This is a genomic window from Klebsiella africana, assembly GCF_020526085.1.
Lineage (GTDB): Bacteria > Pseudomonadota > Gammaproteobacteria > Enterobacterales > Enterobacteriaceae > Klebsiella > Klebsiella africana.
This window is the reverse complement of record NZ_CP084874.1, coordinates 2,225,007-2,247,064: the sequence shown is the minus strand read 5'-3', so window position 1 is coordinate 2,247,064 and position 22,058 is coordinate 2,225,007. Positions and strand designations below refer to the sequence as shown.

24 protein-coding genes and 2 pseudogenes are annotated in these 22,058 nt (G+C 57.6%); 20 read left to right on the top strand and 6 right to left on the bottom strand.

All coding sequences use genetic code 11. From position 1 onward, the window contains the following. Positions 1-155 precede the first annotated feature (155 nt). Complete coding sequence (locus tag LGL98_RS10915) at positions 156-671, top strand: DUF4286 family protein (protein WP_136032533.1); 516 nt, start codon at positions 156-158, stop codon at positions 669-671. Positions 672-678: 7 nt separating this feature from the next. After that, positions 679-1,515 carry an MBL fold metallo-hydrolase gene (locus LGL98_RS10910; protein ID WP_136032531.1) on the top strand — a complete coding sequence of 279 codons (837 nt, stop codon included), beginning with the start codon at positions 679-681 and terminating at the stop codon, positions 1,513-1,515. Positions 1,516-1,587: 72 nt separating this feature from the next. Here LGL98_RS10910 and LGL98_RS10905 read toward each other — a convergent pair whose 3' ends face one another. Then, positions 1,588-1,737 carry a hypothetical protein gene (locus LGL98_RS10905; protein ID WP_168435331.1) on the bottom strand — a complete coding sequence of 50 codons (150 nt, stop codon included), beginning with the start codon at positions 1,735-1,737 and terminating at the stop codon, positions 1,588-1,590. Between the two features lie 401 nt (positions 1,738-2,138). On the opposite strand from LGL98_RS10905, the gene LGL98_RS10900 reads away from it, so the two are divergent. From LGL98_RS10900 to LGL98_RS10890, 3 genes are all read left to right on the top strand, one after another. After that, a complete protein-coding gene (locus LGL98_RS10900; protein WP_136032529.1) occupies positions 2,139-2,573 on the top strand; it encodes a winged helix-turn-helix domain-containing protein in 435 nt (144 codons plus the stop codon). Positions 2,574-2,619: 46 nt separating this feature from the next. Next, positions 2,620-3,336: a hypothetical protein gene (locus tag LGL98_RS10895; RefSeq protein WP_136032527.1), complete on the top strand. Its 717-nt coding sequence runs from the start codon at positions 2,620-2,622 to the stop codon at positions 3,334-3,336. An 84-nt stretch (positions 3,337-3,420) separates the two neighbouring features. Next, positions 3,421-3,630: a YdgH/BhsA/McbA-like domain containing protein gene (locus tag LGL98_RS10890; RefSeq protein WP_016946501.1), complete on the top strand. Its 210-nt coding sequence runs from the start codon at positions 3,421-3,423 to the stop codon at positions 3,628-3,630. Between the two features lie 322 nt (positions 3,631-3,952). Here the strand turns inward: LGL98_RS10890 and LGL98_RS10885 are convergent, their stop codons facing one another. Beyond that, a complete protein-coding gene (locus LGL98_RS10885; protein ID WP_002907811.1) occupies positions 3,953-4,588 on the bottom strand; it encodes a carbonic anhydrase in 636 nt (211 codons plus the stop codon). Positions 4,589-4,836: 248 nt separating this feature from the next. Between LGL98_RS10885 and LGL98_RS10880 the strand changes: the two genes are divergently transcribed. Further along, positions 4,837-5,466, top strand: coding sequence for a LysE family translocator (locus LGL98_RS10880; protein WP_136032526.1), 630 nt, complete (start codon positions 4,837-4,839; stop codon positions 5,464-5,466). 4 nt (positions 5,467-5,470) lie between these two features. Here LGL98_RS10880 and LGL98_RS10875 read toward each other — a convergent pair whose 3' ends face one another. Further along, a complete protein-coding gene (locus LGL98_RS10875) occupies positions 5,471-6,241 on the bottom strand; it encodes a DeoR/GlpR family DNA-binding transcription regulator (protein WP_136032524.1) in 771 nt (256 codons plus the stop codon). 91 nt (positions 6,242-6,332) lie between these two features. Here LGL98_RS10875 and LGL98_RS10870 point away from each other — a divergent pair, with 91 nt between their 5' ends. The 13 genes from LGL98_RS10870 to LGL98_RS10810 all read left to right on the top strand — a co-directional run bounded on the left by LGL98_RS10870 (position 6,333) and on the right by LGL98_RS10810 (position 18,751). Beyond that, a complete protein-coding gene (locus LGL98_RS10870; RefSeq protein ID WP_136032522.1) occupies positions 6,333-6,716 on the top strand; it encodes a VOC family protein in 384 nt (127 codons plus the stop codon). Positions 6,717-6,747: 31 nt separating this feature from the next. Then, positions 6,748-7,431, top strand: a complete 684-nt coding sequence (locus LGL98_RS10865; protein WP_136032520.1) for a CatA-like O-acetyltransferase, family 1 — start codon at positions 6,748-6,750, stop codon at positions 7,429-7,431. 266 nt (positions 7,432-7,697) lie between these two features. Then, positions 7,698-8,924, top strand: coding sequence for an SfnB family sulfur acquisition oxidoreductase (locus LGL98_RS10860; protein ID WP_136032517.1), 1,227 nt, complete (start codon positions 7,698-7,700; stop codon positions 8,922-8,924). A gap of 1 nt (position 8,925) precedes the next feature. Beyond that, a complete protein-coding gene (locus LGL98_RS10855; protein WP_136032516.1) occupies positions 8,926-9,600 on the top strand; it encodes a methionine ABC transporter permease in 675 nt (224 codons plus the stop codon). Between the two features lie 32 nt (positions 9,601-9,632). Further along, positions 9,633-10,409 (top strand): MetQ/NlpA family ABC transporter substrate-binding protein, encoded by a 777-nt coding sequence (locus LGL98_RS10850; RefSeq protein ID WP_136032514.1) that lies wholly within the window; start codon positions 9,633-9,635, stop codon positions 10,407-10,409. Between the two features lie 51 nt (positions 10,410-10,460). Beyond that, entirely contained in the window at positions 10,461-11,504 is a 1,044-nt protein-coding gene (locus LGL98_RS10845; protein WP_136032512.1) for a methionine ABC transporter ATP-binding protein, read from the top strand. A gap of 148 nt (positions 11,505-11,652) precedes the next feature. After that, positions 11,653-13,356, top strand: coding sequence for an ABC transporter substrate-binding protein (locus tag LGL98_RS10840; RefSeq protein ID WP_136032510.1), 1,704 nt, complete (start codon positions 11,653-11,655; stop codon positions 13,354-13,356). 45 nt (positions 13,357-13,401) lie between these two features. Then, entirely contained in the window at positions 13,402-14,361 is a 960-nt protein-coding gene (locus LGL98_RS10835; protein ID WP_008804589.1) for an ABC transporter permease, read from the top strand. Beyond that, entirely contained in the window at positions 14,358-15,308 is a 951-nt protein-coding gene (gene opp4C, locus LGL98_RS10830; RefSeq protein ID WP_136032508.1) for an oligopeptide ABC transporter permease, read from the top strand. The genes LGL98_RS10835 and opp4C overlap by 4 nt, the downstream gene beginning before the upstream one ends. Further along, on the top strand, positions 15,305-16,285 hold the full coding sequence (locus LGL98_RS10825) for an ABC transporter ATP-binding protein (protein WP_136032506.1): 981 nt from the start codon (positions 15,305-15,307) through the stop codon (positions 16,283-16,285). The genes opp4C and LGL98_RS10825 overlap by 4 nt, the downstream gene beginning before the upstream one ends. After that, positions 16,282-17,253, top strand: coding sequence for an ABC transporter ATP-binding protein (locus LGL98_RS10820; RefSeq protein WP_136032504.1), 972 nt, complete (start codon positions 16,282-16,284; stop codon positions 17,251-17,253). The genes LGL98_RS10825 and LGL98_RS10820 overlap by 4 nt, the downstream gene beginning before the upstream one ends. A gap of 364 nt (positions 17,254-17,617) precedes the next feature. Next, on the top strand, positions 17,618-18,145 hold the full coding sequence (locus LGL98_RS10815) for an anti-virulence regulator CigR family protein (protein ID WP_136032502.1): 528 nt from the start codon (positions 17,618-17,620) through the stop codon (positions 18,143-18,145). A gap of 117 nt (positions 18,146-18,262) precedes the next feature. After that, positions 18,263-18,751, top strand: coding sequence for a DinB family protein (locus LGL98_RS10810; RefSeq protein WP_136032500.1), 489 nt, complete (start codon positions 18,263-18,265; stop codon positions 18,749-18,751). Positions 18,752-18,787: 36 nt separating this feature from the next. On the opposite strand, the pseudogene LGL98_RS10805 reads toward LGL98_RS10810, so the two are convergent. After that, positions 18,788-19,034: pseudogene (locus tag LGL98_RS10805) on the bottom strand (transcriptional regulator). A 28-nt stretch (positions 19,035-19,062) separates the two neighbouring features. Between LGL98_RS10805 and LGL98_RS10800 the strand changes: the two are divergent. Beyond that, positions 19,063-19,560, top strand: a pseudogene (locus LGL98_RS10800) (LysR substrate-binding domain-containing protein); the annotation flags it as partial. Positions 19,561-20,084: 524 nt separating this feature from the next. Here the strand turns inward: LGL98_RS10800 and LGL98_RS10795 are convergent. Beyond that, positions 20,085-20,960, bottom strand: coding sequence for an MBL fold metallo-hydrolase (locus LGL98_RS10795; RefSeq protein WP_203034095.1), 876 nt, complete (start codon positions 20,958-20,960; stop codon positions 20,085-20,087). Between the two features lie 79 nt (positions 20,961-21,039). Then, on the bottom strand, positions 21,040-22,032 hold the full coding sequence (locus tag LGL98_RS10790; protein ID WP_136032498.1) for a zinc-dependent alcohol dehydrogenase family protein: 993 nt from the start codon (positions 22,030-22,032) through the stop codon (positions 21,040-21,042). Positions 22,033-22,058: the final 26 nt, after the last annotated feature.

Genomic DNA, 22,058 nt, shown 5'->3' with positions numbered 1-22,058 from the left:
AACGATGGCTCCTGTACGGCCTCGGCGAAAGTCAGTGACAGAATATCACTGAACCTTGAATTAACGTCGTTTTTCAGCGCCAGTTTTAGCCGATAGGATGATGAAAACTCACTAAAGCGCCTTGTGCGCGCAATCATCTGTCCAGCGAGGTCCCAATGCTCTATGTCGTCGAATGCGCCTACACCGACCCACAAAGCGAAGCGGCGTGGAATACCTTTTACAATCAGGAAAAACTGCCGGCGCTGGTCTCTGTGCCCGGTTTCTACGCCTCCCAGCGCTTTCGCGCCCTCAGCGAGGACTGTCCTCGCTACCTGGCGCTGCACGATGTCCATGATGCTACGGTCATCGACAGCGACGCCTATCGCCGCCACGGCGGCGGCCATTTTGCCCGCTGGCAATCGGCGATCATTGACTGGCACCGCCACCTCTATGTTACAGATGGCGACGTGCGGGAGGTCCGACAGGATGAGGTGCTGCTGCTGAGCGATACGCCTCAGGCGCTACCCGTCACGCAGGCGATCGTCATGCAGCCTGGCGGCCTGGCGACCGAACAAATCCGGTATGCCGCCATCGTCCCCCGTGACGACCTGCATCACCTGGGCACGACTGCCGCCGTCTTTATCTATCAGCCCATCACCGCCCGGTTACGTAACCCGGCGCAGCGCACGTGAGGTCGCCATGACATCAGCCCCCTTTTATACGTTGACCGCAGGCGACCTGACGGTGACCGCCGTGAGTGATGGTCTGATGTCAGCGCCACTGACATTACTCTCGGGATTGCCTCCTGATGAAGCGGCGCGCCTGCAGCGACAGGCCGGAATCGCTTCACCAGAGTCCATCCAGATTGGCGCCTATTTGATCCGTGGTCGTGGGCACACGGTGCTGGTGGATACCGGCACCGGTGGGGTCAACGGCGTCGGCGGCGAACTTATCGCCAATCTGGCGCTGCTCGGCGTACGCCCTGAAGAAATCGACACCATCCTCCTGACCCACGCACACCCGGACCATATTGGTGGCCTGCTGACGGCCGCTGGCGCTCCGGCGTATCCCAACGCCACGGTGTTCCTGCCTTTGCGGGAAAGCGCTTACTGGCTTGCGGCGTCGACCCTCACCCATGCCAGCGATCGCGGCCAGCGCAACGTGCTGTTCGTCCGCCGCGTGCTGGCGATCTGCGCAGAACAAATTCGTGAACTTAATGAAGAAACAAGGGTGGCAGGTATCCAGCCATGTGCGCTACCCGGCCATACCCCCGGGCATACCGGCTATCGACTGGAACTGGGCGATACCTCGCTGCTGATCTGGGGGGATATCGTCCATTTTCCGCCGATCCAGACCGCGCGGCCCGAGGTATCGGTGGCTTTCGACGTCGATCCTGACCAGGCCCGGCAAACCCGCGAGAACCTGCTGCGTCAGGCCGCCAGCGAACAATGGCTGATCGCCGGGATGCATCTTGGCCTGCCTGGTTTTGCCAGGGTGGTGGAGACCCCCTCCGGCTATCTGTTGCGGGCGGTGTAAACGTCGCAGAGGTAAGCCCTGCATGTCCGCAGGGGCAAGCAGGGCTTTATGTAAGGGCGGTTGGACAGGCCGCTAACCGCGGCTTTTCCAGGCTTTTTTACTTTTGCAGCTGGCTTTAGTGGCGACCCATGGATGGCGTAGTTGGGTGAGATGAAGATCCTGAGAGGCCGGACTGGCCGACCAGCGTTTGTTGCACAGAGGCTTACGCGTTGCAATAACCATAAAAACGCTCCTGTAAAGTCGTGAACAGTTCCCTGGGTAATTCCATAAGTTCAGAATCAGCTTAACATCGCATAACGTAAGTTATTTCAGTCTTTGTTTTCCTGTGTAAATGTCCAATACCAGTTGAAAGTTATTAAATTGATCTAGATCAATGTAAGTGGTTTTATTTTTTTCTGCCATCCATATTTTCAACCGCTTGCCTGTGACCGCCCCTTGATTAAGACTTTTCCTATACCACATAATCCAACAGAAGAGAGCAAGATTATCAGATTTTTATTCTAGTTATGTATACGTGTATAGTTATTTGTTTTGATTATTCTAGCTGATAAAATTAACTTGGTCAGGACGCGCCTGGCAGGTAATCTGCATCGGCAATAAGAGAATTTATCATGGAGTGGTGGATGACTAAAGGCTATAAACTACTTGGCTATAAGTTAGCAGATGATATTTTCTACTGCCTGCATCATCGGGAAATTATTACCCTACGAGGGGCCCGAAAACAGATTCAACTGCGTAGCACCATGGCCTGTTTACTGGAGTACCTGCTGGCGCATGGCAGAGAACGGATAGTCAACGACGAAGAGTTAATGATTAATGTCTGGGAAAAAAATAATCTCCGCCCTTCCGCGCAGCGCCTATGGCAGGTCATTCAGAGCTTGAAATCCCGACTAGCCGAGGTGGGGGTGGAAAACACATTAATTATTAGGGTTAAATGTGAAGGGTATTATATTAATAATGCGTATGTAGCCGAAATTTATTCATTTAAGCCGCCGGGGATGTTGAATTATATTAACACCTCGCCTGCTGATATGAAGAAACTCCTGGTACGTAGCTAACCCCCTCTCTGGATCCCAATACGTCGCTTGTAACAGGTATTTCCCGTTGAACATTTTAATTCACAGCAATAATATTTATTTTAATATTGGTCTTGCCCAGTGTTTTCGGGATATTCAGAAAACGACGCCCGAATTAAAGGTTATTCACTCCCTGCCCCTCAGCCATCTACCAGAACTGTCCGGGCTGGATGTGATTATTCTGTCACTGGAAAACTATCATGATTACCTGGCTGCCACTGAAATCGCTCAGCACTTTCAGGGCCTGGTCATCGGCTTTACGTCAGCCGGTCACGTAAAGCGTGGCCGTGCCTTTTTCGCGGATACCCTACTGTGGGTCAGCCAGCGCGAAACGGTACGTGAAGTGAGCCGCCTTCTGCGCTGCCTGGCCGAGCATCGCTGGCCACTCGTGCCGCGTCACCAACGTCAGAGCGTTTCTTCCCGTCAACGAGCCCCGCTCAACCGCCTGGAAATGCGGATGATTGATGCCACAATGAAGGGTCAGTCGGTTCATCAAATGGCCGCTACGCTGGGAATTAATCGTAAGCGGGTCTATAACGGTCTGGAAAGGATTAAAGTGAATTTCCGTCTGGTCAGTCATAGCCATTTCCATCATTTCATGACCGCCAGGCTCTCTTTTAGTCACTTGTCTGCCGATCTCCGCAGCCTGAACACAGCCGCTATCCCAACCCACGCGCAGCGCGCAGCCTCACGGACGCTGGAAAATCATTCATATTATTTGAAAGAGTTTCGCAAATTGTTTTGATTTTAACCTCAAGGCCTCAAGCGTATTCTTTATCACATCAGGGCGACAGGCCCTTTATCAGACACCAAATTAAGGAATACGACCATGAAATTCATCAAAACTTTCGTTGCTGTTGCTGCGCTGTCTCTGTTCTCTGCTGCCAGCTTCGCCCAAAGCATCAGCGCCACTGCCTCCACGCTGGACCGCGCGGAAGCAAAAATTGCCGCCCAGGCCGCAGAACAGGGTGCATCCTATAAAATTACCAGCGCCCAGTTTAACAACCGTGTTCATATGACGGCTGAACTGAGTAAATAATCCCTTTTACCTTAAACGTTTCCTGAAGCGCCAGCCTTGAGGGCGCTTTACTTTTTTCCCCTTCCTGACGTTTCCCAGCAGGTCAATGTGGCATTCGCCCGTTCCCGGATAATACTAACTCTCAGCCCAAAAAAGAGCCTGATAACAAAAAATTCCCGATTCGCTGGATCATTTGTGGCTTGTCGGCATAGCGCTGATAGGTCTGTCGTGGCGAAACTGTCAGAGGCCTTTCGCTAACTGCAAAGCGGCGCCCATGTTGGCAAAACTTGCGTGGGGGGGGGGGGTTGAGAGTTGTACAGGGCCTCCGTGCCCTGGAACGACTTTATTCGAAAAAGACGTCCGGATTTTCCGACAGCGAAACAAAGGATTTCGTGTTTTTATCCAGCGCCTGAATGTCGCCGGTTTCGATGTCGTAGAACCAGCCATGCAGGCGCAGGGTATGGTCGCGCAGACCGACCGCCACCGATGGATGGGTTTTGATGTTGTTCAACTGAGCGATGACGTTTTCCTGCACCATGCCGTTGACCTTATCGGTTTCGCTGGCCCAGGTTTTCTTTTCCACCACCGCTTTCGCGGCATCGGCATAGCGCAGCCAGTGAGACACCGCCGGCATCGGCTCGAGGCACTGGCAGGTGGCGATGGCTTTCATCGCGCCGCAATTGGAGTGGCCGCAGATCACAATATCCGTCACGCCCAGCGCAACCACGGCGTATTCGATGGTCGCGGAAACGCCGCCCGGCTCCGGCCCGAAAGACGGCACGATATTCCCGGCATTACGAATGACAAAGAGCTGTCCCGGCTCCTGCTGGGTAACCAGTTCCGGCACCAGACGGCTGTCAGAACAGGAGATGAAAAGCGCTTTGGGATTCTGGCTGGAGGCCAGGCTGCGGAAGAGCTCTTTACGCTGGGGGAAGATCTCTTTCTGGAAGTTGAGGAAGCCCTCAATGATATGTTGCATAGCAGTGTCTCTTCTCTGTTGTTATTACGGTATGACAAAGATCACATTTATTCAGTTTACCATCGATGACAAGAATGGGAATCGTTATTCAAACAGTTGCGCAGAAAACGCGCGCCGCCAACGCCCACTTCTCCCCGCCTTAACCACACCTTTTTGACGTGCTTTCCTGAACCAGTTTGCTACTCTGTCGGCTCCAACCGTCACATGTTACCGACCGCCTGCCAGCGGCGGACATAACAGGAGTCGCTATGTTCCTATCCAGCCTGATGGCCATTGCCGCGGTGCTGATCATGGGCGTGATCAGTCCCGGTCCAAGCTTTATCTTTGTCGCGCGTAATGCGGTCGCCCGCTCGCGTCTGCACGGTATGGTGACCGCCCTCGGTACCGGCGCCGGTGCGGCCATTTTTTCCATTATGGCGATGCTGGGCCTGCAGAAGGTGCTTACCGCGGTACCCGAGCTGTTCATTGGTTTAAAGGTGGCGGGCGGACTCTATCTGCTGTGGCTGGGCTATAAAATTTTTCGCGGGTCGGCACAGCCGATGGACTTTTCCGCCAGCGGCATGGCCGGCAGCCGTTCGCTGCTGAAGACCTTCCGCGACGGGCTGTATACCCAGCTGAGCAATCCCAAAACCGCGCTGGTGTTCGCCTCAATTTTTACCGCCCTGCTACCGGCGCAGATCCCTACCGCTTTCTATTATATTGTGCCGCTGATGAGCTTTCTGATTGACGTCAGCTGGTATTCGCTGGTGGCGCTGGTGTTGTCTGCCGACCGCCCGCGGCGCGTCTACCTGCGGCTGAAGCGACGGATCGACATCGCCACCGCGACGGTGCTAGGGGCACTGGGCCTGCGGCTTATCGCCACCTCCCTTACCCGCTAGCGGGTTACACGGTATGGATGCGAATATCGTGCTGTTGAAAGGCAGCACGATATTCGCGACTGATATTCTCTTCCACCACCAGCACATCGATATCGCTGCTGGCGGCGACCACAAACCTCGCTACTGCCGGAATTTTATCCGAGGTCAGGCCAACAATAATTTCGCTGCACTGTTTAATGACCGCTTTCTTGAACTCGCAGTCGGCATAGTCAAAGCCGGTCAGGCCCGACTCTGGCGCCATGGCGCAGCCGCCGATAAACCCCTGGTCGAATAACATGCCCTGCACCTGAGCCACAGCCGCGGCGCCGACGCAGCCGCCGCTTGCCCGCTGCACCTGGCCGCCGAGGATCACCACGTCATACAGCGGTTTTTTCACCAATACCGCGGCGATCTCCGGGGAATTCGTCACCACCGTCAGCGCCAGCTCGGCAGGCAGTGCCTCGGCCATCGCCAGATTAGTGGTGCCGGTATCAATGAAAATAGTGCCGCCGGGCTTCACCAGTCGGGCGCACTGCTGCGCGATCCTGAGCTTTGTCGCGCGATTTTTATCTTTCCGCTCACTGTAGTCCCCGGCCTCCGGCAGACTCAGCACCGCCCCGCCATACACCTTTTTACACACCCCCTCACGGCTGAGCTCATGCAGATCGCGCCGAATAGTATGCTCCGACACCTGTAGCCTCGCCGCCAGCTCCGCGCACACTACTCTGCCGTTTTCCTGCAGGATCTGGCAAATCAGCGCTTGTCGTTGTTGAGGGAAAGCAGCATAATCGAGCATAACATAATCCTTAAACAATCATAACCGAGCAACAGCAAGCATAATCGTCTGCCCTGCTCTGGTTGTCAACATTCCTGCCCGGAGGTTTACCATGAAAATTGCCCATCTCGCCCTGTGGACTCAGCAGCTAGACGTTCAGGCCCGCTTCTGGGTGGAGTTCTTTGCCGCCAGCATCAACGAACAATACCTTAGCCAGACCAACCCCGGTTTTGCCTCCTATTTTGTTACTATCGACGACGAGGTGGTGATCGAGCTGATGACCAAGCCAGGCCTGCAGCAGACCAGCGCGGATAACAACCATACCGGCTGGGCGCATCTGGCCCTCTCGGTGGGCGGTGCGGAACAGGTCGATGCGCTCGCTCAACGCGCCGAGGCCGCCGGGATACTGGTTTCGCCGCCGCGCACCACCGGCGACGGCTATTATGAGGCGGTGATTGCCGATCCCGATGGCAACCTGATCGAAATCGTCGCATAGTCAGCAGACCGCCAGCAATAAGGAGGCATCCATGGCTCATTACCGGATTATCGACACCGCATCCTGGCCACGTCGGGACCATTTCACCTTTTACCGCCAATTTGCCAACCCCAGCTTTAACCTCTGCGTGCCGATAGCGGCGCAGCGCCTGTATGAATGTGCGAAGGACCGTCGGGTCTCGTTTTTTCAGCTCGCGCTCTATGCCCTGCTGCGCGCGGCCAACGGGGTACCGCAGCTACGCCAGCGCGTGCGGAACGATGACGTGATTGAATATGACAGTCTGGCGGTAATGACGCCGGTAATGACCGTTGGGGAGGGATTCCGCCAGGTGTGGTGCGACAACGCCCCCGAGTTCACCGCCTTCAGCGACGCGGCCACGCCGAAGATCGTCGCGGCAAAAGAGACATCCCCGGCGCCGCTCATCGTCGATGGCGAGCATTTTATCTGCGCCAGCTGTCTACCGTGGCTCCACTTCACCTCGATGACCCATGCGGAATATGCCGTCGGCGCGGCGGTCCCCGCGCTCACCTGGGGGAAACTGCAGAACGGCGTGATCCCGGTGGCCGGGCGGTTTAACCATGCCTTCGTCGACGGTCTCCACGCCAGCCGCTTTTTTGCCCTCGTCGAAGAGGGATTTAGCGAGCCCGAGCGGCTCTGGCAGCCGCTAACGGCGACCGCCCCCTCACTGCTTCCCCCAGCGGCGAAGGGGCGCTGAGGCCTCGCCATACTCACCGCCGGACAGCCCCCTCTGTCCGGCGATCGTTTCTCCAACTGTTGCCTTTGCAACAGCCGGCGCAAAACTGCGCTGCATTTGCAGCAGTCCGCACCAGCAGCAGACCTTTGCAACCCGCTAAATAACGCCATCGCGCCTTCCTCTCTCGCTGGCACAGGTTTTGCTTATGCATACATATAACATCCAGGCATTATGAATTATTTATTTATCTAATTTATGCATAAGCTATCTACTGAATAAGAGAGAAGATGATGTCAGCCAGTTCACCCGCTCTGCCTTACACCCAGTCCACGCCGCAGGCGCATATTATTGCCAGCGATGCGGAAGCCCTCGCCATCGCCCATGAGATCGCCGCCGTGCTTAAACCCGGCGCCGCCGAGCGCGACCGGACGGGCATTGTCCCGGCGGAGATCGTCAACACCTATTCCAACAGCGGACTGTGGGGCATCACGGTGCCGCGCCGCTTTGGCGGCGCCGAGGTCTCGGCCGCGACCCTCGCGCAGGTTATCGCCATTCTCTCTGCAGCGGATCCGTCGTTAGGCCAGATACCCCAGAACCACTACTGCCTGCTGGAGGATATTCGTCTGCAGGGTAGCGACGACCAGCAGGCGTACTTTTTCGCCCAGGTATTACAGGGCTATCGCTTCGCCAATGCCCTGTCGGAAACCGGGGGGAAAACGGTCCTTGATATTCGTACCCGTATCGTGGAAGGCGCAGATGGTCTGCGGATCAATGGCCGCAAAGGCTACTGCACCGGCTCGCTGTACGCCCACTGGATTGGCATTCTGGCGCTGGACGCCGACGAGCGGGCTCAGCTCGCCTTTGTGCCACAGAACAGTCCCGGTCTGACAGTAATTAATGACTGGGCGTGCCTCGGTCAGCGCACCACCGCCAGCGGTACCGTACTGGCCGATAATCTTCCGGTTAATCCATTCCACCTTTTTCCAACGTGGAAGTCCTACGCCAGCCCGACCCTTGCCGGCCCCTTCGCCCAGTTGACCACCGCGGCGATAGACGCCGGGATCGCCCGCGCGGCGCTGGACGATACCGTGGCGTTCGTGCGCCACAGTGCCCGGCCGTGGATCGACGCCGGTGTAGAGCAGGCGAGCGACGATCCGCTGACTATCTACCATATCGGTCAGCTGGACAGCCGTCTTGCCGCCGCCGACGCGCTGCTGGAGCGGGCGGGACGGGTGCTTGATCGCTATAAAAATGACCTCAGCGAGGAGCACGTCGCCGAAGCGTCGCTGGCCGTCGCCCGCGCCAAAATCTGGACCACCGAAGTGGCGCTGGAGGCCGCCAGCCGCCTGTTCGAGCTGGGTGGCACTCGCGCCACCGGTGAGTCGCTCAACCTCGACCGTCACTGGCGCAATGCCCGGGTGCACACCCTGCACGACCCGGTTCGCTGGAAGTATCAGTTGCTTGGCAACTGGGTACTGAACGGCGTTCGCCCGCAACGACATGACTGGAACTGATATGACGAGTCTGCTGGCGTTTTTCGCGCAAATCGACTGGAGCGATGTGGCCCAGGCCGCCCTCGATACCCTCACTATGCTGGCCTGGTCGCTGGGATGGACCGTACTGCTGGGCCTTCCGCTGGGGATTGTGCTCTATCTCACCGGCGAGCCGCGTTTGCTGTACGCCCCGCGCCTTTACCGCCTGCTGTCATTGTGCGTCAACGTGCTGCGCTCCCTGCCGTTCATCATTTTACTCATCGTGATGATCCCGGTGACCACGTTGCTGACCGGCACCTCGCTGGGGGTGGAAGGAACCATTCCGCCACTGGTCGCCGGCTGCGCCCCGTTCTTCGCCCGGCTGGTGGAAACCGCCCTGCGCGAAGTGGAGCACGGCCTGGTGGAGGCCAGCTGGTCGATGGGCGGCAGCACCTGGCAGCTTATCTGGCACACGCTGCTGCCGGAGTCGCGGGCCGGGCTGATCGCCGCCGTGACCGTGACGGCCATTTTGCTGGTCGACTACACCTCGATGGCGGGGGTGATCGGCGGCGGCGGGCTGGGCGATCTGGCCATTCGTTTTGGTTATCAGCGCTTTCAGACTGACGTGATGGTGGTCACCGTCCTGATGCTGATTGCGCTGGTACAGCTTCTGCAAATGAGCGGCGACCGCCTGGTGCGCTACGTCAGCCGCAAATAACTTACCCTTCCAGGTTTAAGGAAATCACGATTATGAAAAAATCCATTATTGCCGCCGGACTGCTGGCCCTCTTCTCCAGCGCAGCGCTGGCTAACGAGACGTTGATCGTCGGCGCCACGCCGGTACCGCATGCGGAAATCCTTGAATTTGTGAAGCCGGTCCTGGCAAAGGAAGGCGTCGACTTACAGGTCAAAGTGTTTAACGATTTTATTCAGCCTAACCAACAGCTGGCGGAGAAACACCTCGACGCCAACTACTACCAGTACCGTCCGTTCCTTGATAACTACAATCAGACCCGGCATACCAATCTTGTGCCGGTTGTGGGGGTGCATATTGAGCCCTTTGGCGCCTACTCCAGCAAATACACGGCCCTCGCCGCGGTGCCTGACGGCGCCACGATTGCCATTCCTAACGATCCGGTGAATACCGGCCGCGCGCTGGTGATGTTAAGTAACGCGGGGCTGATTACCCTCAAGGATCCGCACAACCCGCAATCGGCAACCAAGGACATTACCAGTAACCCGCATCACTTTAAAATCCGCGAACTGGAGGGCGCCATGCTGGCGCGGGCGGTGAAGCAGGTCGACCTGGCCTTTATCTTCGCCAACTATGCGCTGGAGGCTGGCATTGATACCGATAAAGCGTTGCTGGTGGAAAAAGGCAGCGATCTGTACGTCGAATATCTGGTGGCGCGCCCGGACAATATTCAGGATCCGGGCATTCAGAAGCTGGCGCAAGCGCTGCATTCGGACGCGGTTCGTCAGTTCATCCTGACGCGTTATCAGGGCAAAATTTTACCTGGATTCTAATCACCGCGGGCAGCGGCGTCAGCCGCTGCCCGGCTAACGGAGCGCATTATCGTGACGCATATCCCCGCCCCACCGATCCATATTGAGTTTGCCGGTATCAGCAAAGCCTATCCTAACGGCGTGCAGGCGCTACAGGACATTAACCTGACCATCCGTCAGGGCGAAATTTTCGGCATCATCGGCCGCAGCGGCGCCGGAAAATCCACCCTGCTGCGCCTGTTTAATCGTCTGGAAAATGCCGACAGCGGCGAGATGTTCATCCACGGTGAGTCAACCGTGCATTATTCCACGCGCCAGCTGCGCGACCTGCGTCGGCGGGTGGCGATGATTTTTCAGCACTTTAATCTGATGGCCACCAAAACCGTGGCGCAGAACATCGCCTTGCCGCTGAAGATGGCTGGCGTCCCGGCCGGCGAACGACAGCGGCGGGTCACGGAAATGCTTGAGCTGGTAGGCCTCAGCGCCCTGCGCGACAGCTATCCTGCCCGCCTTTCCGGCGGCCAGAAACAGCGGACCGGCATCGCCCGGGCGCTGGTGACTCAACCGGAAATTCTGCTGTGCGATGAGGCAACTTCGGCGCTGGATCCGGAAAACACGTTGTCGGTGTTAACCCTGCTGAAGGAGATTAACCAGCGCCTGGGGCTGACTATTGTGCTAATTACCCACGAAATGGAGGTCATTCGCACTCTCTGCGATCGGGTCAGCGTGCTTGAGGGCGGGCGCATTGTCGAACAGGGCGATGTCTGGCGCGTGTTTGGCAACCCGCAGCACCCGGTGACGCGCGCCATGCTCGGCCTGCAGCACCCTGATCGCCCGGAGGCCGGGCCAGCGCTGCGCGACGGCGAGCAGATCGTGACCTTACGTTTTGACGGCAGCAGCGGGCGCGAACCCAATCTGCAGCATATCGCCAGCCTGCTGGGAGGCGACGCCCGACTGCTGTACGGCAACTGCGAGCGCATTCAGGGCCGGGTGATCGGCCAGCTGCAGGTCCGGCTGAGCGGGCCGCTGGCCGCCAGCGCGCTGGCGCAGGATGGCTGGGTCGCAGACAGCATTCTGACCCACCATCATCAGACAGCGGAAACCACTGCTTCTTAGCCATCGAATGGGATTATATTGCCGATCCTTTGCTAAGGATAATTGGTTATAAACCATAGCGTTTCAGTGTTAGACAGGGCGAAGTGCGCCTCTTATCTTTCGTCATGAATTGTAAATAACCACGCAATTATTTGATGAGGTAGCACTTTTGTCCAGATTACAACAAGGATTAAAAACCCGAAAAACCCGCTTCGCCCTGGCGCTAAAAGTGGCCCTGCTCGGCGGCGTGGTAGCATTTTCTTCTGTTGCCCATGCGGAAGGGCTCCTGAAAGAAGGCATCACCCCAGCCAGCGACGCCAGCCAGATCCCGGCCAGCGCCAAACTGCGCACAGACACGGTGGTGGCCGGGATCTCCGAGCCGCAGGGGATCTTTAACCCCTACTTTTTCGTCAACGGCTGGGATGAGAACGTCACCAACGTTATCTTTTCACGCCTGATCGACTGGGACAGCCAGGGCAAGCTGGTCCCGGGACTGGCGGAGAGCTGGACGGTGAGCCCGGACAGTAAAGTCTATACCATCAAATTGCGCCCGGGCCTCACCTTTAGCGACGGCTCACCGCTGACGGCGGAAGATGTCGCCTTTACCCTGACGGTCCTGCTCGACCCCAGCTATGATGGCGATACCGACATCACCTTGGCCAATATCGCTGGCGGCGCGGACTACAAAGCCGGCAAGGCTGACAGCGTCAGCGGCCTGAAGGTCATCGACCCGCTCACTCTGCAGGTGACCACCACGCAGCCAGGCGCCACCACGCTGGCCAAAATTGGCGGGCCTGTACTGTCGAAAGCCTGGTACGGCAAAGGGTATCAGCGGGGAAATCTCGACTATCTGCGCTCACTGCACGGCAAGCCGCTGGGCAACGGCCCTTACGTGTACGACAAATACATTCCCGGTCAGGAAATTCGCTTCCATGCCAATAGCCATTTTTACCGTGGGACGCCGCCAACGCCGCGCTTTATCTATCGCGTGACCAATCCGTCCACCAACTTCCAGCTGTTCCAGACCGGGGAGACCGACTACGACGCCTTTACCTCGCGCCCCGACGATATTGAGCAACTGAAGATGCTCGGCTTCGCCAATATTAATCTTTACGGCTCCAGCGACTACAGCCAGGTGGAATTCAACGTGCATCGCCCGGCGCTACAGGATAAGCGGGTGCGCCAGGCGCTGATTTACGGCCTGGATCGGCAGAAGCTGATCGACGTGGTCTATCAGGGGTACGGCAAAGTCGCCATCGAACCGATCGCGCCGATCTCCTGGGCCTTTAACGCTGAAGGCGTCAACCCTTACCCTTACGATCCGGCACAGGCGAAAAAGCTGCTGGATGAGGCCGGCTGGAAAGCTGGCGCCGACGGTATCCGCGCCAAAGACGGCCAGCGCCTGGAGCTGACCCTGCTGGTGAGCAAGAAGGTGCTCAACGATGCGCTGATCCCCATCGCCAAGGAGAACTGGCGGCAGATTGGCGTGCTGCTGAAGCCGCAGGTGGTGGATTTCAACGCCCTGATGGCGCAGCGTAAAGCCGGAAATTACGATCTGGCCTCCTTTAGCACCAGCACCCTCAACGACCCGCACGATGGGGTATGGGATTTTTACAGCAGCGAAGCTAAAGAGTCCGGCTACCATAACGCGGAAGTCGATAAGCTGATTAACGCCGGCAACGCGGTGCTCGACATTGAACAGCGCAAGCCGATCTACCACCAGCTGTATAAAGTGCTGGCCGACGATCCGCCGGTGATCCTGCTCGGCTATCGCGAGATCCTTTCCGCCAGCAGCGCCCGCGTCAGCGGCTTTAAGCCGGATATCTACAACGGCCTGACCGGCAGCCTGCCGGATGTAAAAATCGTCAAGTAAATCCCCCTGGCCGCCGGGTTAACCGGCGGCTGATGTGAGACCGTCATGAAAAATTTCATCCTGAGGCGCTTGCTGCAAACGCTGCCGATGCTGCTGCTGGCCTCGTTCATCATTTTTATGCTGTTCGCCAAAACCCCCGGCGACTTTATCGATGGCAATATCACCCTCACCGCTGCCCGCGCTGCGGAGCTGAAGGCGATCTACGGCCTCGACCAGCCGCTGTTCACCCGCTACCTCCACTGGCTGGGACAGCTGCTTCGCGGCGATTTAGGCTTTTCACTGCAATATCAGATCCCGGTCAGCCAGTTGCTCAACCAGTACATCTGGAACTCTTTTCTGCTGGCCAGCGTCGCGCTGGTCTTTTACTGGGGCATTGGCCTGGCGGTCGGCGTGGTTTCTGCCCTGCGACCTGGCTCCTGGTTTGATCATCTGGTGAGCGTCGCGGTGTTTGCCGCCATGTCGTTCCCCACCTTTTTCCTCTGCCTGCTGCTGATTAAATGGTTTGCCGTCGATCTCCACTGGCTACCGGTAGGCGGGATGACCAACACCGGCAGCGACGAGAGCGGCTGGCAGTATGTACTGCAGGTGGCCGCCCACCTGGCGCTGCCGGTGCTGGCGCTGGTGATGCTGCAGGCGGGCAGCCTGACGCGCTATGTGCGCGCCAGTATGCTCGACGTGGTGAAAATGGATTTTATCCGTACCGCCCGCGCCAAGGGATTGCAGGAGCGCACGGTGATCCTCAAACATGCCCTGCGCAACGCCCTGCTGCCGATTATCACCCTGCTGGGCTTCGAGCTGCCGGGGCTGTTCTCCGGGGCGATCATTACCGAAAAGGTATTCAACTGGCCGGGGGCGGGCCACATTCATATCGACTCGCTGGCGGCCCGCGACTATCCGGTGCTGATGGGGTTTACCCTGTTTCTGGCGGTGCTGACGATAGTCGGGAATCTGCTCGCCGACGTGCTGTACGCCTGGGCCGATCCGCGTATTCGGGTGAGGTCATGATGATGCTGTCTTATTTTGCTTCCCGTCGCCGCCAGCGACAGGCGGCTATCCCGGCGCTGGCGCACATTACCCCCTCGCCCTGGCGCCAGGGGTGGCGACAGCTGCGCCGTAACCGGCTGGCCATGTTCTGCCTGATCCTGTTGGCGGTAATGGCGGTGTGGTGCGTGCTGGGGCCCGTCTGGTCGCCGTGGAAAGAGGATGCCACCGATGCTCTGAGCATCAACCAACCGCCCGGGGAGGAACACTGGCTGGGGACCGACTTCCTCGGTCGCGATGTCTACACCCGCCTGCTGCTGGCCGGGCGCATATCGCTGATTATCGGCCTGCTGACCATGGTGATGTCAGTGTTTCTCGGTTACCTGCTCGGCGCCCTCTCGGGGTATCTCGGCGGGTTAACCGACAAACTGATCATGCGCGTGGCCGACCTGGTGATGACCATTCCCGGATTACCGCTGTTAATTGTCGCCGGGGCGATGCTTTCCGAGCTCGATTTTTCCCCGGACTCGCGCATTTACATGGTAGTGGTGATGCTCAGCCTGCTGGAGTGGCCCCGACTGGCGCGGCTGGTGCGCGGACAATGTCTCTCCCTGCGCGAACGCGATTTTATGCTGGCCACCCAGGTGCTGGGCCTGTCGGCGCGCCGCCGGCTGTTTGGCCACCTGCTGCCGAATACCATTCCGATTCTGGTGGTGATGGCGACCATGGCCGTCGCCAACGCCATTCTCAGTGAATCCGCGCTGAGCTATCTCGGCCTCGGCGTGGTACCGCCGACGCCGTCGTGGGGCAATATGATGGATGCCGCCAATAGCCTGATCGATTTCCAGCGCCGCCCCTGGCTGTGGATGCCGCCGGGCATCGCCATCTTTATCACCGTGATTGCTATCAACGTGCTGGGCGATGGCCTGCGCGACGCCATGGATCCCAATATGAAACCGAGGCTGAAATGACCCCGCCGTTAGTCTCCTTTAATCATCTTTCCGTCTCTTTCGCCGGCGAACGCACCCGCGTGCGCGCGGTGCAGGAGGTCTCTTTCACCATTCAGGCCGGACAAACCGTTGGCGTAGTGGGCGAATCCGGCTGCGGCAAAAGCGTCACCGCCATGGCGCTGATGGGTCTCCTGCCACCGCAGGCGGCGCGCATCGACGGCGGCGAGATCCGCTTCGCGGACCGCGATCTGCTGCGGCTGAAAGCCAGACAGATGGCCGACCTGCGCGGCCACCAGCTGGCCATGATCTTTCAGGAACCGATGTCGGCCCTGAACCCGGTGTTGACCATCGGGGAGCAGCTGTGCGAACCGCCGATCCGCCACCTCGGCGCCACGCCGAAAGCCGCCTGGCAGCAGGCCATCCAGCTGTTAAGCGAGGTCGGCCTGGCGCGCGGCGACAGCCTGATGACCCGCTATCCTCACCAGCTTTCCGGCGGCATGCTGCAGCGGGTGATGATCGCCATGGCGCTGAGCTGTCGGCCCAAACTGCTGATCGCCGATGAACCGACCACCGCCCTGGACGTCACCGTGCAGGCGCAGATCCTGCGCCTGCTGCGCGATCGGGCGCGGGCCAGCCAGATGGCGATGATGCTGATTACCCACGATCTGGGGGTGATCGCGCAGATGGCCGAGCAGGTAGTGGTGATGTATGCCGGACGGATCGTGGAACAGGGCGCCACCGCGGAGGTGTTACGGCATCCGCAGCACCCTTACACGCAGGGGCTGATCGCCTCCCGGCCGGTGCCGGGTGAGCGGCGTCGGCGGCTGTACTCTATTCCCGGCCAGGTGCCGGATCTGGCCGCTCTGCCAGCGGGCTGCGCCTTTGCAGGGCGCTGCGAGCGGGCGACAGCGCGCTGCCGGGAGGCGATTCCGCCCCTGCTCGGTGAGCGCCAGCGGGCCGCCTGCTTTTATAGCGAATTTACGGAGGCGACAGCATGAGCGAACGCTATGTCATTGAAGTGGATGGTCTGAAAAAATATTTTCCCCTGCGCTACGGCCTGTTTGGCCAGCAGACCGGCGAGCTTCGCGCAGTGGACGGCGTCAGCTTTAACATCCGTCCGGGCACCATTTTTGGCCTGGTGGGCGAGTCCGGCAGCGGTAAAACCACCGTCGGCCGGACCCTGCTTGGCCTGTATGAGAAAAGTGCCGGCAGCGTGAAATTTCACGGTCAGGAGCTGGCCGACCTGACTGCGCCTGCCCTGCGCGCCATCCGGCCCAGAATGCAGCTGGTGTTTCAGGATCCCTACAGCTCGCTGAACCCACGGCTGCGTATTGGCGACGCGATTGGCGAAGCTATGCTGCAGCACAAGCTGTGCACCCGCGATGAGCTGTATGACCGGGTGATCGCCGTGATGAAGATCTGTGGCCTGGCGCCGGAACACTACGCCCGCTTCCCGCATCAGTTCTCCGGCGGCCAGCGCCAGCGGATCGGTATTGCCCGGGCGCTGATCCTTAACCCGGATTTTATCGTCGCTGATGAGCCCATCTCGGCTCTCGATGTGTCGATTCAGGCGCAGATTATCAATTTGTTTTCCGACCTGCGCGACGACCGCGGCGTCACGTTCCTGTTTATCTCCCATGACCTCGGGGTGGTGGAGCATTTATGTGACGATGTGGCGGTAATGTATCTCGGGCAGCTGGTGGAAAGCGCCAGCCGCGATGCGCTGTTCAGTCGCCCTCTCCATCCCTATACCCGCGCCCTGCTGGCCGCGGTGCCCACCCTCGACCCGCACAGTGAACCACAGGCGCTGGTGCAAGGCGAGATCCCGGATCCAGCCAATCCGCCCACCGGCTGCCGCTTTTCATCCCGCTGCCCGCTGGCCAGCGAACGTTGCCGCAGAGAGCCTCCGGCGCTACGCGAGATAGTCCCCGGCCATCGGGTTGCCTGTCATTGGGTCGCACCCTGAGCACGGTCGGCGGGGTTGTTTATTTCTAAACAACCGGCCGATTGTGCGCGACGGCGCCAGGCTTTACTATCCGCTCCGTCTTGTGAGACGCGTTATGAATGAAGCGTAATATTTTTGTTCTTTTTGCCCGATGGCTTCGGGCATTTTTTTCTCCATGCCCGGGAGCGATCCTGCTGGCAACCCATTTAGCGGGGCGCGGTCGCCCGTCTGTCAAAACGCAGCAATGGAATTGCTCGTCCGCGCCCCGCTATCCCTTTCCCACCAGCGTTCAAAAGCCTTCTGAAAATCAGAAATAATGAGATTGTCAGGGGTATAGCTTTATCTTATTTTTTAAGCGTGTACTCCCCATTAAGGAAACAACATCATGCTTAAGCGTCGCACTCTCAAAACAGCACTGGCGGCGGTTATTTCTCTTGCCGTGCTGGCCGCGCCGGTCTATGCCAACCCGGGTAACGGCAACGGTAATGGTGGTGGTAATCACGGGAACAGCGGTAACCATGGCAATAGCGGCAATCATGGTAACAGCAGTAACAATGGCGACCATGGCAATAAAGGCCAGAATAAAGGTCAGTCCACTGACGATCATGGCAAACGCAAAAACTACGGCAAACCCGACCACGTCGATAGCGATATTAGCTTTTCACGGGCGCGCTCCCTTGCCGTGAACTATGGTCTGGTCGGCTATCAGGCGCTGCCGCCGGGTATCGCCAAAAACGTCGCCCGCGGCAAACCGCTCCCTCCGGGTATCGCGAAAAAGACCCTGCCTGCTTCGATGATTAACGACCTGCCCTACTATCCTGGCTACGAATGGCGTGCGGTCGGCGATGATCTGGTGCTGGTCGCCCTGAGCACCGCGATCGTCACCGCCGTGATTAACGGTGTGTTTGACTAAATCACCTGCTTGTTGAAAAGCCTCGCCCCGGCGAGGCTTTTTTGTGCCTGCTGCCGGTGAGTGACGACTCACCGGCATAACCAGTATGATAACGGTTCAACCAACCCGGGACTGACTATGGACAAAGACACAGTAGTAACGCTGTTGAAATACAAGCGCTGGATTGACCTTGCCACCTTGCAGGCGATCCGCGCGATTGACGCAACGGTATATGGTGAAAAACGTCATCTGACCCTCAGGCTGATGAACCATATCCATGTCGTTGACATGATTTTCCGGGCGAACCTGCGCGGCAGGCCGCACGGTTACACCGCGCTGAATACCCCTGAGACGCCAACCGTTGATCAGCTGGAAACGGCCATGACCGCCTGTACGGACGAATACATTCAGTACGCCAGCGCCATGACCCCCGCCGATTTCCACCAACGTATCGCCTTCAAATTCGTCGACGGCGGCGACGGCAATATGACCGCAATGGAGATGCTGAATCACATGCTCTTTCACGGCACCTATCACCGCGGGGCGGTGGGCTGGATGATTGGCGAATGCGGCGGCGTGCCGCCGAAAGAGGTGCTGACCGTTTTCCTGCGCGACCATCATTCCTGAGGAAGCGAAACCATCTGCCGTGTATCGCGCGGAGAATCAGCAGGAGCTCTGCCTGATGACGGGTATGAGTTTTCCGGTACAGGGCGCGGAGGTGGGTTCTGAAGGTGGCGATGGATACGCCCAGATGTAAGGCGCATTCATCCGGGGTCATGTCCCTCACCAGCAGCTCCGCCACCGCATTCTCGGCGGGCTTGACATTAAACAGCTCCATCAAAGCGCTGCCGGTGAGAAACACCAGTTTCTGCAGCGCCGATTTCCACAAATCAGGATCCAGGGTGGCCATCAGCACCGTTTCCAGGATCTCGATATAATTAGCGGACTCCCGCTTGATAGCCAGAACGCTGGGTGGCTTTCGTTTTGTGCTCTGCGCCAGTCCGGCTTATCTGGCGGAATACGGCGTTCCCGGCTCGCCAGCGGAATTGGCGGCGCATAATTGCATTTTTTTCCGCTTCCCCGCGACGGAGCTGATCCAGCCCTGGGAGCTACGCGATATGCGGCTGACGGGAGATTTCAGGGCCGCTTCCGTGATAACGGTCAATAACATTGAGGCCGTCATTCGCTTAAGTACGGCGGAAATGGGCATCGCTTGTGTGCCTGATTTTGTCGTGCGCGAGGCCATGGATGAGGGACGGCTGCAGGAGGTGTTGCCCAGCTGTTGCGTGAAGGATGGGCATTTCTCGGTCCTGTGGCCCGCCAGCCGCTATCTGTCACCGCGAATACGCTGTTTTATCGATTTTATGGCTGCGGCAAAGATACCCTTGTCACCCGCATCGGCACCCCTATCCCTTGTATCTAACAATTTGAGGTGATTCACTACCCCCACTGAAGCAGAGTGTGCCGCCCCCTTCCCTTAAGGTCAGAAATGTCTGCACCGATGAATCCTGATCTGCAGCATATGGCCCTCCGCTTCACCTTTCACACCAGCTTATCTGGGTGAACGGTTAGTGGGAACTCGACTCCGTATATCCAAGGCGAACTGGCGTGGAGTGAATCCGAGTTCTTCGTTTCATGGCAACGTCCCCCTTGATTAAGAATAGCGCTGCATCGACCGATTGAACTCACAGCGCAGGGCAGACGTTGAATCTTAAAAACAGAGAAGCAAAAAATATTAATCAGGAAAAAGCCCCGCGTAAGAACAGTAGATGAAACGGTGCGCTGTACTGAACAGGCGAATATTCCCCGCAACAATGCGTGTTCTCAAGAGAAGAACAAAGAACCTGGGCGTGGTGGCAATAAGCCTTTTGTTTGCGAATATGTCATATTCACAGGCCCTTAGATAAGCGCGGGAAAGTAAGAAATGCCTTCCCGGTGATTCTACCGGGAAGGGGAAGGTTCAGACTGCTGGTGACCAGAGATCATAGTTCAGGGCAAAGCTGCTGCCATCTCGAACAACTTTACCCGTGGTTGGCAGGTTAAAATGCATTCCGCTAACGGCCAGGTTATCACTCGCAGCACGGTCAAGCAGTCTGCCCCGGACGGCAGCAGCGGCCACAGGATCGCTGTCGAACGCGATGGTTACATCAGGCTGAGCAACCTGGACATGCGGGAAATGAACGATATCGCCCCAGATGAGCAGAGATTCTTTTTCATCGCCCAGCAGGTATCCGCTGTGGCCCGGTGTATGGCCAAACAGTTCAACGGTCTGGATCCCCGGCAGGATAGCTTCCTCACGAAAAGGCACCAGTTTGTCGTCGTAGGCGTTAAAAGCGTTTTTAGCTACCTCAAAGAACGGCCTGAACGCATCAGGCGCGCTGGCTGAAATAGTTTCATCGCGCCAGAAAGCGAGTTCTTTTTCATGAACAAAAAGCTGTTGAACATTACGGAACACCGGAGTCTGCAGAGGGCCGGCAAGACCACCGATATGATCCGGGTGCGCGTGAGTCAGTAAAATGGTGTCGATAGCGAGCGGGTCAATACCGGCAGCGGCCAGCGCAACCTGAAGCCGACCGCCCCAGCCATTGATACCGCCAGCACCGCTGTCTACCAGGATAGTGCGCTCAGGTGTCTGGATCACGTAAACGTTGATATTAATGCGAGGCAATGCTGGCACGCCCCGCTTCTGAAGGAGTGCCTCCGCTCGGGAGCCTTCGATACCCGACAATAGCTCAAAGGATACATCCAGGTAACCATCACTGAGCATGGTCACAGTCATGTTGCCCACTTTTTTGCGATTAATGGCTGGTGCCTGCCAGTTGTATTGTGAATTCAAGAGTTACTCCATTGCGGTGAAGTTATTTCAGGAAATAAACCGATTGGCGAATGCAACTTTCTCATAGTGGGTTTGAGGTTTACTCAACCACTACAACGATTTTGCCAACCTGTCCATTTGCTTCCATATAGCGCTGTGCATCCGCAATATCCTCAAGCGGAAATGTTTTATCAATGACCGGTTTCAGTTTGCCGGAACGTAACCCTTCGGTGACGAAGGATTTTGCGCGTGCCCTTTTTTCAGGGTCCGTCGTGATTTCGAACAGCTCGTATCCACGGAGCGTGAGATGCTTACCGAGAATATCAAAGACAGGCACAAGCAGGTCGCGGCTGTCTAGCGCGCCGTACTGGAAGAACATACCTTGCGGTGCCATCACCTGGGTCAGTTTTGCCACGTCCGGCCCACCGACAGGATCAAAAACAATATGGGCGCCCATGCCATCTGTCGCATGATTGATTTCCGCAACCATATCCTGCTCAGCGGTAGCTATAACAGTGGCGGCACCCGCTTTAAGAAGCATGTCTCTTTTTTCGGCAGTCCGGGTAAGCGCAATGGGTTTAGCACCCAGCATGTTAGCTATCTGTATGGCAGCCAGTCCTACGCTGCTTGATGCCGCGCGGATCACAACATTCTGCCCAGCCTGAAGGTTGCCATATTCAACCAGCGCGCCATATGCAGTGATATACATCATCCAGCTTGCAGCGGCTTCCTCAAAGGAAAGATTTTCAGGATGCTTCACAACAGCGTGCACAGGTGCATTGACCACTTCGCCGTACATACCGTATTCATTAAACATAAATGAAGGGATTACGCTGACCAGATCGCCAGTGGTAAATGCCTCAACATTCTCACCTACGGCCTGCACAACGCCAGCCGCTTCATAACCAAGACGTGCCGGAAATTCCGGCTCAATAACATATTGGCCGTTGCGGTACATGATTTCTGCACGGTTAAGTCCAATAGCATGTACGCGAATCTGAACTTCACCCGCTGCTGGTGCGGGCACCTCCACATCGACAACTTCCAAAACTTCCGGACCACCGGTGCGGTTAAAGGTAACAACTTTAGACATTTTCAGCTCTCGTCAGTTATCAGCAT

Bases quoted from the DNA above. Each gene is read 5' to 3' on its own strand.
- LGL98_RS10900 (WP_136032529.1), top strand. From the start codon at position 2,139: ATGACTAAAGGCTATAAACTACTTGGCTATAAGTTAGCAGATGATATT.
- LGL98_RS10810 (WP_136032500.1), top strand. From the start codon at position 18,263: ATGGACAAAGACACAGTAGTAACGCTGTTGAAATACAAGCGCTGGATT.
- LGL98_RS10850 (WP_136032514.1), top strand. From the start codon at position 9,633: ATGAAAAAATCCATTATTGCCGCCGGACTGCTGGCCCTCTTCTCCAGC.
- LGL98_RS10815 (WP_136032502.1), top strand. From the start codon at position 17,618: ATGCTTAAGCGTCGCACTCTCAAAACAGCACTGGCGGCGGTTATTTCT.
- LGL98_RS10870 (WP_136032522.1), top strand. From the start codon at position 6,333: ATGAAAATTGCCCATCTCGCCCTGTGGACTCAGCAGCTAGACGTTCAG.
- LGL98_RS10860 (WP_136032517.1), top strand. From the start codon at position 7,698: ATGATGTCAGCCAGTTCACCCGCTCTGCCTTACACCCAGTCCACGCCG.
- opp4C (WP_136032508.1), top strand. From the start codon at position 14,358: ATGATGATGCTGTCTTATTTTGCTTCCCGTCGCCGCCAGCGACAGGCG.
- LGL98_RS10825 (WP_136032506.1), top strand. From the start codon at position 15,305: ATGACCCCGCCGTTAGTCTCCTTTAATCATCTTTCCGTCTCTTTCGCC.
- LGL98_RS10875 (WP_136032524.1), bottom strand. From the start codon at position 6,241: ATGCTCGATTATGCTGCTTTCCCTCAACAACGACAAGCGCTGATTTGC.
- LGL98_RS10910 (WP_136032531.1), top strand. From the start codon at position 679: ATGACATCAGCCCCCTTTTATACGTTGACCGCAGGCGACCTGACGGTG.
- LGL98_RS10915 (WP_136032533.1), top strand. From the start codon at position 156: ATGCTCTATGTCGTCGAATGCGCCTACACCGACCCACAAAGCGAAGCG.
- LGL98_RS10790 (WP_136032498.1), bottom strand. From the start codon at position 22,032: ATGTCTAAAGTTGTTACCTTTAACCGCACCGGTGGTCCGGAAGTTTTG.
- LGL98_RS10890 (WP_016946501.1), top strand. From the start codon at position 3,421: ATGAAATTCATCAAAACTTTCGTTGCTGTTGCTGCGCTGTCTCTGTTC.
- LGL98_RS10880 (WP_136032526.1), top strand. From the start codon at position 4,837: ATGTTCCTATCCAGCCTGATGGCCATTGCCGCGGTGCTGATCATGGGC.
- LGL98_RS10820 (WP_136032504.1), top strand. From the start codon at position 16,282: ATGAGCGAACGCTATGTCATTGAAGTGGATGGTCTGAAAAAATATTTT.
- LGL98_RS10865 (WP_136032520.1), top strand. From the start codon at position 6,748: ATGGCTCATTACCGGATTATCGACACCGCATCCTGGCCACGTCGGGAC.
- LGL98_RS10885 (WP_002907811.1), bottom strand. From the start codon at position 4,588: ATGCAACATATCATTGAGGGCTTCCTCAACTTCCAGAAAGAGATCTTC.
- LGL98_RS10905 (WP_168435331.1), bottom strand. From the start codon at position 1,737: ATGGTTATTGCAACGCGTAAGCCTCTGTGCAACAAACGCTGGTCGGCC.
- LGL98_RS10855 (WP_136032516.1), top strand. From the start codon at position 8,926: ATGACGAGTCTGCTGGCGTTTTTCGCGCAAATCGACTGGAGCGATGTG.
- LGL98_RS10835 (WP_008804589.1), top strand. From the start codon at position 13,402: ATGAAAAATTTCATCCTGAGGCGCTTGCTGCAAACGCTGCCGATGCTG.